Origin of the sequence: Streptomyces endocoffeicus, assembly GCF_016741935.1 — a bacterium.
Taxonomy (GTDB): domain Bacteria; phylum Actinomycetota; class Actinomycetes; order Streptomycetales; family Streptomycetaceae; genus Streptomyces; species Streptomyces endocoffeicus.
Genome location: NZ_JAERRG010000176.1, coordinates 1 through 920, shown reverse-complemented (window position 1 = coordinate 920; position 920 = coordinate 1). Strand labels below are relative to the sequence as shown.

The window sequence follows — 920 nt, the reverse complement described above, 5'->3', positions numbered from 1 at the left end:
TAGGGTCCGTCTTCAAAGATCATCGAATGGTGGATCATGGTGGTGTGATACGCCGCCATGAACTCACCGATCAGGAGTGGGAGTTACTCGCTCCGTTCATACCGCGGGCCGTGACGGGACGGCCACGCGTCTCGGACCGGCAGGTCATCAACGGGATGGTCTACAAGATCCGGACCGGGATCTCCTGGCGTGACCTGCCGGAACGCTATGGACCGTGGCAGACGGTGTACACCCGCTTCCGCCGCTACGCCCTGGCCGGCGTGTTCACCCGGGCACTGCAGCAGATCCAGGCCCGCGCGGACGCGGCCGGCGACATCGACTGGCTCGTCCAGATCGACTCCACCATCGTCCGCGCTCACCAGCACGCCGCCGCCACCGGCCGAAAAGGGGGATCCACCGGCCGGACGAACCAGACGATCACGCCCTCGGTCGATCCCGAGGAGGCCTGACTACCAAAATCCACCTCTCCTGTGACGGCAAAGGGCGCCCGCTCGCCATCCTGCTGACACCCGGGCAACGCCACGACAGCATCTGCGCACAGACCCTCCTGGAACGCATCCGCGTCCCGCGCACCGGCCTTGGCCGACCCCGCTGCCGGCCCGACCAAGTCATCGCTGACAAGGCCTATAGCTCCCGCGGCTTCCGCGCCTACCTGCGCAAACGTGGAATCGCCCACACCATCCCGGAGAAGACCGACCAACGGCGACACCGCTATAACCGAGGTAACCGCGGAGGTCGCCCACCGGCATTCGACCGGCAGATCTACCGACAACGCAACCTGGTCGAGCGCTGCTTCAACCGGCTCAAAGGCTTCCGCGGAATCGCCACCAGATACGACAAGACCGCCACCTCATACGAAGCAGCGGTCAGTCTCGCGTCATTCCTGCTCTGGGCAAGATCCGTTTGAAGACGGACCCTAG

Annotated in this window: 1 protein-coding gene; it reads left to right on the top strand. The window is 64.9% G+C overall.

The features are described from left to right. The first annotated feature begins 47 nt into the window (after window positions 1-47). Window positions 48-907 (top strand): IS5 family transposase gene (locus tag JK364_RS54455; protein ID WP_372462115.1). Its coding sequence is split into 2 segments (ribosomal slippage): window positions 48-393 and window positions 393-907, totalling 861 coding nucleotides; the frame shifts between segments, so codons are not numbered across the junction. Window positions 908-920: the final 13 nt, after the last annotated feature.